Below are 5,744 nucleotides of genomic sequence, written 5' to 3' on the forward strand. Positions count from 1 at the left end.
AAACCCCCACCAGCGAGAGCTGATGGGGGTTGGCTTTAATAATAGCCTGACGATGACCTACTTTCACACGGGAATCCGCACTATCATCGGCGCTGACTCGTTTCACTGTCCTGTTCGGGATGGGAAGGAGTGGGACCAAGTCGCTATGGTCGTCAGGCTTGACTGGTTGGCTTGTTGACGAGGTCAACAAACCCAATTCGTAGAGTCAGCAGAATTTGGCGATGCCAATCTGCACACTGCTTTCGCAGCGGAATCAGTTTAATTTGATTGCGTCTTCAGACTTCTGAAGAACAGCATAACTTGAATACCCACCTTGATCTGCAATTCACAGTCAAAGTTATAGGGTCAAGCCTCACGGGCAATTAGTACTGGTTAGCTTAACGCATTACTGCGCTTCCACACCCAGCCTATCAACGTCCTGGTCTCGAACGACCCTTCAGGGGGCTCAAGGCCCCGGCAAGACTCATCTTGAGACGAGTTTCCCGCTTAGATGCTTTCAGCGGTTATCTCTTCCGCACTTAGCTACTCGGCAATGCCACTGGCGTGACAACCGATACACCAGAGGTGCGTCCACTCCGGTCCTCTCGTACTAGGAGCAGGCTCTCTCAATCTTGCAGCGCCCACGGAAGATAGGGACCAAACTGTCTCACGACGTTTTAAACCCAGCTCACGTACCTCTTTAAATGGCGAACAGCCATACCCTTGGGACCGGCTACAGCCCCAGGATGAGATGAGCCGACATCGAGGTGCCAAACACCGCCGTCGATATGAACTCTTGGGCGGTATCAGCCTGTTATCCCCAGAGTACCTTTTATCCGTTGAGCGATGGCCCTTCCATACAGAACCACCGGATCACTTTGTCCTACTTTCGTACCTGCTCGACTTGTCAGTCTCGCAGTCAAGCACGCTTATGCCAATGCACTATCGTCACGATTTCCGACCGTAACTAGCGTACCTTCGAACTCCTCCGTTACACTTTGGGAGGAGACCGCCCCAGTCAAACTGCCCACCATACACTGTCCCCATCCCGGATAACGGGACAAGGTTAGAACCTCAAACACACCAGGGTGGTATTTCAACGTTGGCTCCATAAGATCTAGCGACCTTACTTCAAAGCCTCCCACCTATCCTACACAGATCTGTTCAAAGTCCAATGTAAAGCTACAGTAAAGGTTCATGGGGTCTTTCCGTCTTTCCGCGGGGAGATTGCATCATCACAAACATTTCAACTTCGCTGAGTCTCTGGAGGAGACAGTGTGGCCATCATTACTCCATTCGTGCAGGTCGGAACTTACCCGACAAGGAATTTCGCTACCTTAGGACCGTTATAGTTACGGCCGCCGTTTACTGGGACTTCAGTCAAGAGCTTGCACCCCATCATTTAATCTTCCAGCACCGGGCAGGAGTCACACCCTATACGTCGACTTTCGTCTTTGCAGAGTGCTGTGTTTTTAATAAACAGTTGCAGCCACCGATTCTCTGCGGCCTCATTGGGCTCCCCTTGTACAGGTTCACCTACTAAAGGCACACCTTCTTCCGAAGTTACGGTGTCAATTTGCCGAGTTCCTTCTCCAGAGTTCTCTCAAGCGCCTTAGAATACTCATCTCGCGCACCAGTGTCGGTTTGCGGTACGGTCGTCAATAGCTGAAGCTTAGTGGCTTTTCCTGGAAGCAGGGTATCACTCACTTCAGAGGCAAGCCTCCTCGTTATCACCCCTCATCTAAGCCCGGCGGATTTGCCTACCAGGCACGACTACAGGCTTGAACCGGGACATCCAACACCCGGCTGAGCTAACCTTCTCCGTCCCCACATCGCACTATTGATCGGTACAGGAATATTGACCTGTTTCCCATCAGCTACGCATCTCTGCCTCGCCTTAGGGGCCGACTCACCCTACGCCGATGAACGTTGCGTAGGAAACCTTGCGCTTTCGGCGAGGGGGCTTTTCACCCCCTTTAACGCTACTCATGTCAGCATTCGCACTTCTGATACCTCCAGCAGGCTTCACAACCCACCTTCACAGGCTTACAGAACGCTCTCCTACCACGCATATTGCTATGCATCCGCAGCTTCGGTAACTGGCTTAGCCCCGTTACATCTTCCGCGCAGGACGACTCGATCAGTGAGCTATTACGCTTTCTTTAAATGATGGCTGCTTCTAAGCCAACATCCTGACTGTTTTAGCCTTCCCACTTCGTTTCCCACTTAGCCAATTTTAGGGACCTTAGCTGGCGGTCTGGGTTGTTTCCCTCTTGAGTCCGGACGTTAGCACCCGGTGCTCTGTCTCCCAAGCTGTACTCTGCGGTATTCGGAGTTTGCCAAGGTTTGGTAAGTCGCCATGACCCCCTAGCCTAAACAGTGCTCTACCCCCGCAGGTAATACTTGAGGCACTACCTAAATAGTTTTCGGAGAGAACCAGCTATTTCCAAGTTTGTTTAGCCTTTCACCCCTATCCACAGCTCATCCGCTAGTTTTGCAACACTAGTCGGTTCGGACCTCCAGCACCTGTTACGGTACCTTCATCCTGGCCATGGATAGATCACTTGGTTTCGGGTCTACACCCAGCGACTATTCGCCCTATTCGGACTCGATTTCTCTACGGCTTCCCTATTCGGTTAACCTCGCCACTGAATGTAAGTCGCTGACCCATTATACAAAAGGTACGCCGTCACCCTTGCGGGCTCCGACTTTTTGTATGCATGCGGTTTCAGGATCTATTTCACTCCCCTCCCGGGGTTCTTTTCGCCTTTCCCTCACGGTACTTGTTCACTATCGGTCGATTACGAGTATTTAGCCTTGGAGGATGGTCCCCCCATATTCAGACAGGATTTCACGTGTCCCGCCCTACTCTATTCGCGCCTAGTTCCACAATCTACATTTCTCATACGGGGCTATCACCCGCTATGGCCGGACTTTCCATTCCGTTCTGATATGCAAACTGCTAAAACGCGAGGGCTACTCCGATTTCGCTCGCCACTACTTTCGGAATCTCGGTTGATGTCTTTTCCTCGAGCTACTGAGATGTTTCAGTTCACCCGGTTCGCCACAATGACCTATGTATTCAGTCAGAGTTACTCCTCGCGGAGTGGGTTTCCCCATTCGGAAATCTCCGGATCAAAGCTAATTTGCCAGCTCCCCGAAGCTTATCGCAGGCTATCACGTCCTTCGTCGCCTGTAATCGCCAAGGCATCCACCACATGCACTTAGTCACTTGACCCTATAACTTTGACAGCGCTGACTGCACCGTCGATCAAGGACACGATCCAACTAGATTTCTCCAGTCCGACCGCTTTTTGAGTATTCACGCGTTACGCCGTTCTTCATACCTAATCAATTTCTTGCTTAGTTGAAGTCTATGTTTGACGCAATCAAAATCATTGCTGACGGCACGGTGTATCAGGAGATACTTTCCGTCAGCAACGCTGATTCGACTCTACAAATTGTTAAAGAACAACAGCCGATCTTTCGATCAAGACTGGCAAACCTCAGAAGAACTTCCGTTCCGCTGAGGTTTGCCAACCTTCTTCATGAGTGATTGGTGGAGGATGACGGGATCGAACCGACGACCCCCTGCTTGCAAAGCAGGTGCTCTCCCAGCTGAGCTAATCCCCCTGGCTTCTCGCCGTGGTGGGTCTGGTTGGATTCGAACCAACGACCCCCGCCTTATCAAGACGGTGCTCTAACCGACTGAGCTACAGACCCACGCGTAATCTTGCGTTAGCTCTGTCTCATCGCAGGCTTGTGGAGGCCAGCTCTACAGGCTCACGCGAATCACTCACTGTTGTTTGACAGCCGATAAGTGTGGGCGCTTAAAGTTAAGTGCTTGAGCTTTCGCTCTTAGTTGACCTTGCTCTGCATGCTCCTAAGAACACACGAGGCGCGATCTATCTAGAAAGGAGGTGATCCAGCCGCACCTTCCGATACGGCTACCTTGTTACGACTTCACCCCAGTCACGAACCCTGCCGTGGTAATCGCCCTCCTTGCGGTTAGGCTAACTACTTCTGGCAGAACCCGCTCCCATGGTGTGACGGGCGGTGTGTACAAGACCCGGGAACGTATTCACCGCGGCAAGCTGATCCGCGATTACTAGCGATTCCGACTTCACGCAGTCGAGTTGCAGACTACGATCCGGACTACGACCGGGTTTCTGGGATTAGCTCCCCCTCGCGGGTTGGCAGCCCTCTGTCCCGGCCATTGTATGACGTGTGTAGCCCTACCCATAAGGGCCATGATGACCTGACGTCATCCCCACCTTCCTCCGGTTTGTCACCGGCAGTCTCATTAGAGTGCCCTTTCGTAGCAACTAATGACAAGGGTTGCGCTCGTTGCGGGACTTAACCCAACATCTCACGACACGAGCTGACGACGGCCATGCAGCACCTGTGTTCTGGCTCTCTTTCGAGCACTCCCAAATCTCTTCAGGATTCCAGACATGTCAAGGGTAGGTAAGGTTTTTCGCGTTGCATCGAATTAAACCACATCATCCACCGCTTGTGCGGGTCCCCGTCAATTCCTTTGAGTTTCAACCTTGCGGCCGTACTCCCCAGGCGGTCAACTTCACGCGTTAGCTACGTTACTGAGAAGAAACCCTCCCAACAACCAGTTGACATCGTTTAGGGCGTGGACTACCAGGGTATCTAATCCTGTTTGCTCCCCACGCTTTCGTGCATGAGCGTCAGTACAGGTCCAGGGGATTGCCTTCGCCATCGGTGTTCCTCCGCATATCTACGCATTTCACTGCTACACGCGGAATTCCATCCCCCTCTACCGTACTCTAGCTATGCAGTCACAAAGGCAGTTCCCAGGTTGAGCCCGGGGATTTCACCTCTGTCTTGCATAACCGCCTGCGCACGCTTTACGCCCAGTAATTCCGATTAACGCTTGCACCCTACGTATTACCGCGGCTGCTGGCACGTAGTTAGCCGGTGCTTATTCTTCAGGTACCGTCATTAGCTCTCGGTATTAGCAAGAGCCGTTTCTTCCCTGACAAAAGCGGTTTACAACCCGAAGGCCTTCTTCCCGCACGCGGCATGGCTGGATCAGACTTGCGTCCATTGTCCAAAATTCCCCACTGCTGCCTCCCGTAGGAGTCTGGGCCGTGTCTCAGTCCCAGTGTGGCTGGTCGTCCTCTCAGACCAGCTACAGATCGTTGGCTTGGTGAGCCTTTACCCCACCAACTACCTAATCTGATATCGGCCGCTCCAATCGCGCGAGGTCTTGCGATCCCCCGCTTTCACCCTCAGGTCGTATGCGGTATTAGCTGCTCTTTCGAGCAGTTATCCCCCACGACTGGGCACGTTCCGATATATTACTCACCCGTTCGCCACTCGTCAGCTTAACCTGTTACCGTTCGACTTGCATGTGTAAGGCATGCCGCCAGCGTTCAATCTGAGCCAGGATCAAACTCTACAGTTCGATCTTGATTTACTCAACGGAATCGAACAAGAACTATTTACATAGCATCTGTTCTATTTCCGTGAGCGTTTAAAGTCCGAAGGACCGTTGCAAGTCACCTTGCAACATCACTTCACTTCAAACGCCCACGCTTATCGGCTGTTAATTATTAAAGAACATCGCAAACTCAAACTTTCGTTTCCGTCTGCGTCGCTGCTGTCGTTTTGTCGTCAGCAGCAAAGAAGCGAGATTCTAATCTGCTTTTTGCTTCGTCGTCAAGCAGTTTTAAAAATTAATTTCAAACCGCTTATCAACTTGGCTTTCTTCGTCGCATTCAACATCTTGCTTT

At 51.8% G+C, this 5,744-nt stretch carries 2 protein-coding genes, 2 tRNA genes and 3 rRNA genes; 2 read left to right on the forward strand and 5 right to left on the reverse strand.

Translation table 11 applies throughout. From position 1 onward, the window contains the following. Positions 1–44: 44 nt before the first annotated feature. Positions 45–157 (reverse strand): 5S ribosomal RNA (gene rrf, locus LXT13_RS28255). A gap of 184 nt (positions 158–341) precedes the next feature. Next, a 23S ribosomal RNA gene (locus LXT13_RS28260) occupies positions 342–3,217 on the reverse strand. A gap of 138 nt (positions 3,218–3,355) precedes the next feature. On the opposite strand from LXT13_RS28260, the gene LXT13_RS28265 reads away from it, so the two are divergent. After that, complete coding sequence (locus tag LXT13_RS28265; RefSeq protein WP_233375770.1) at positions 3,356–3,535, forward strand: hypothetical protein; 180 nt, start codon at positions 3,356–3,358, stop codon at positions 3,533–3,535. Position 3,536: 1 nt separating this feature from the next. On the opposite strand, the gene LXT13_RS28270 is transcribed toward LXT13_RS28265, so the two are convergent. The 3 genes from LXT13_RS28270 to LXT13_RS28280 all read right to left on the reverse strand — a co-directional run bounded on the left by LXT13_RS28270 (position 3,537) and on the right by LXT13_RS28280 (position 5,416). Next, a tRNA-Ala gene (locus LXT13_RS28270) sits at positions 3,537–3,612 on the reverse strand. Positions 3,613–3,625: 13 nt separating this feature from the next. Further along, positions 3,626–3,702: transfer RNA gene (locus tag LXT13_RS28275), tRNA-Ile, on the reverse strand. A gap of 190 nt (positions 3,703–3,892) precedes the next feature. Beyond that, positions 3,893–5,416 (reverse strand): 16S ribosomal RNA (locus LXT13_RS28280). Together the 16S, 23S and 5S rRNA genes with 2 tRNA genes alongside form the textbook arrangement of a ribosomal RNA operon. A gap of 87 nt (positions 5,417–5,503) precedes the next feature. On the opposite strand from LXT13_RS28280, the gene LXT13_RS28285 reads away from it, so the two are divergent. Next, positions 5,504–5,744 (forward strand): hypothetical protein (locus LXT13_RS28285; protein ID WP_233375772.1); only part of this gene is annotated, 241 nt, incomplete at its 3' end.

The organism is Pelomonas cellulosilytica (genome assembly GCF_021353265.1).
Taxonomy (GTDB): domain Bacteria; phylum Pseudomonadota; class Gammaproteobacteria; order Burkholderiales; family Burkholderiaceae_C; genus Pelomonas; species Pelomonas cellulosilytica.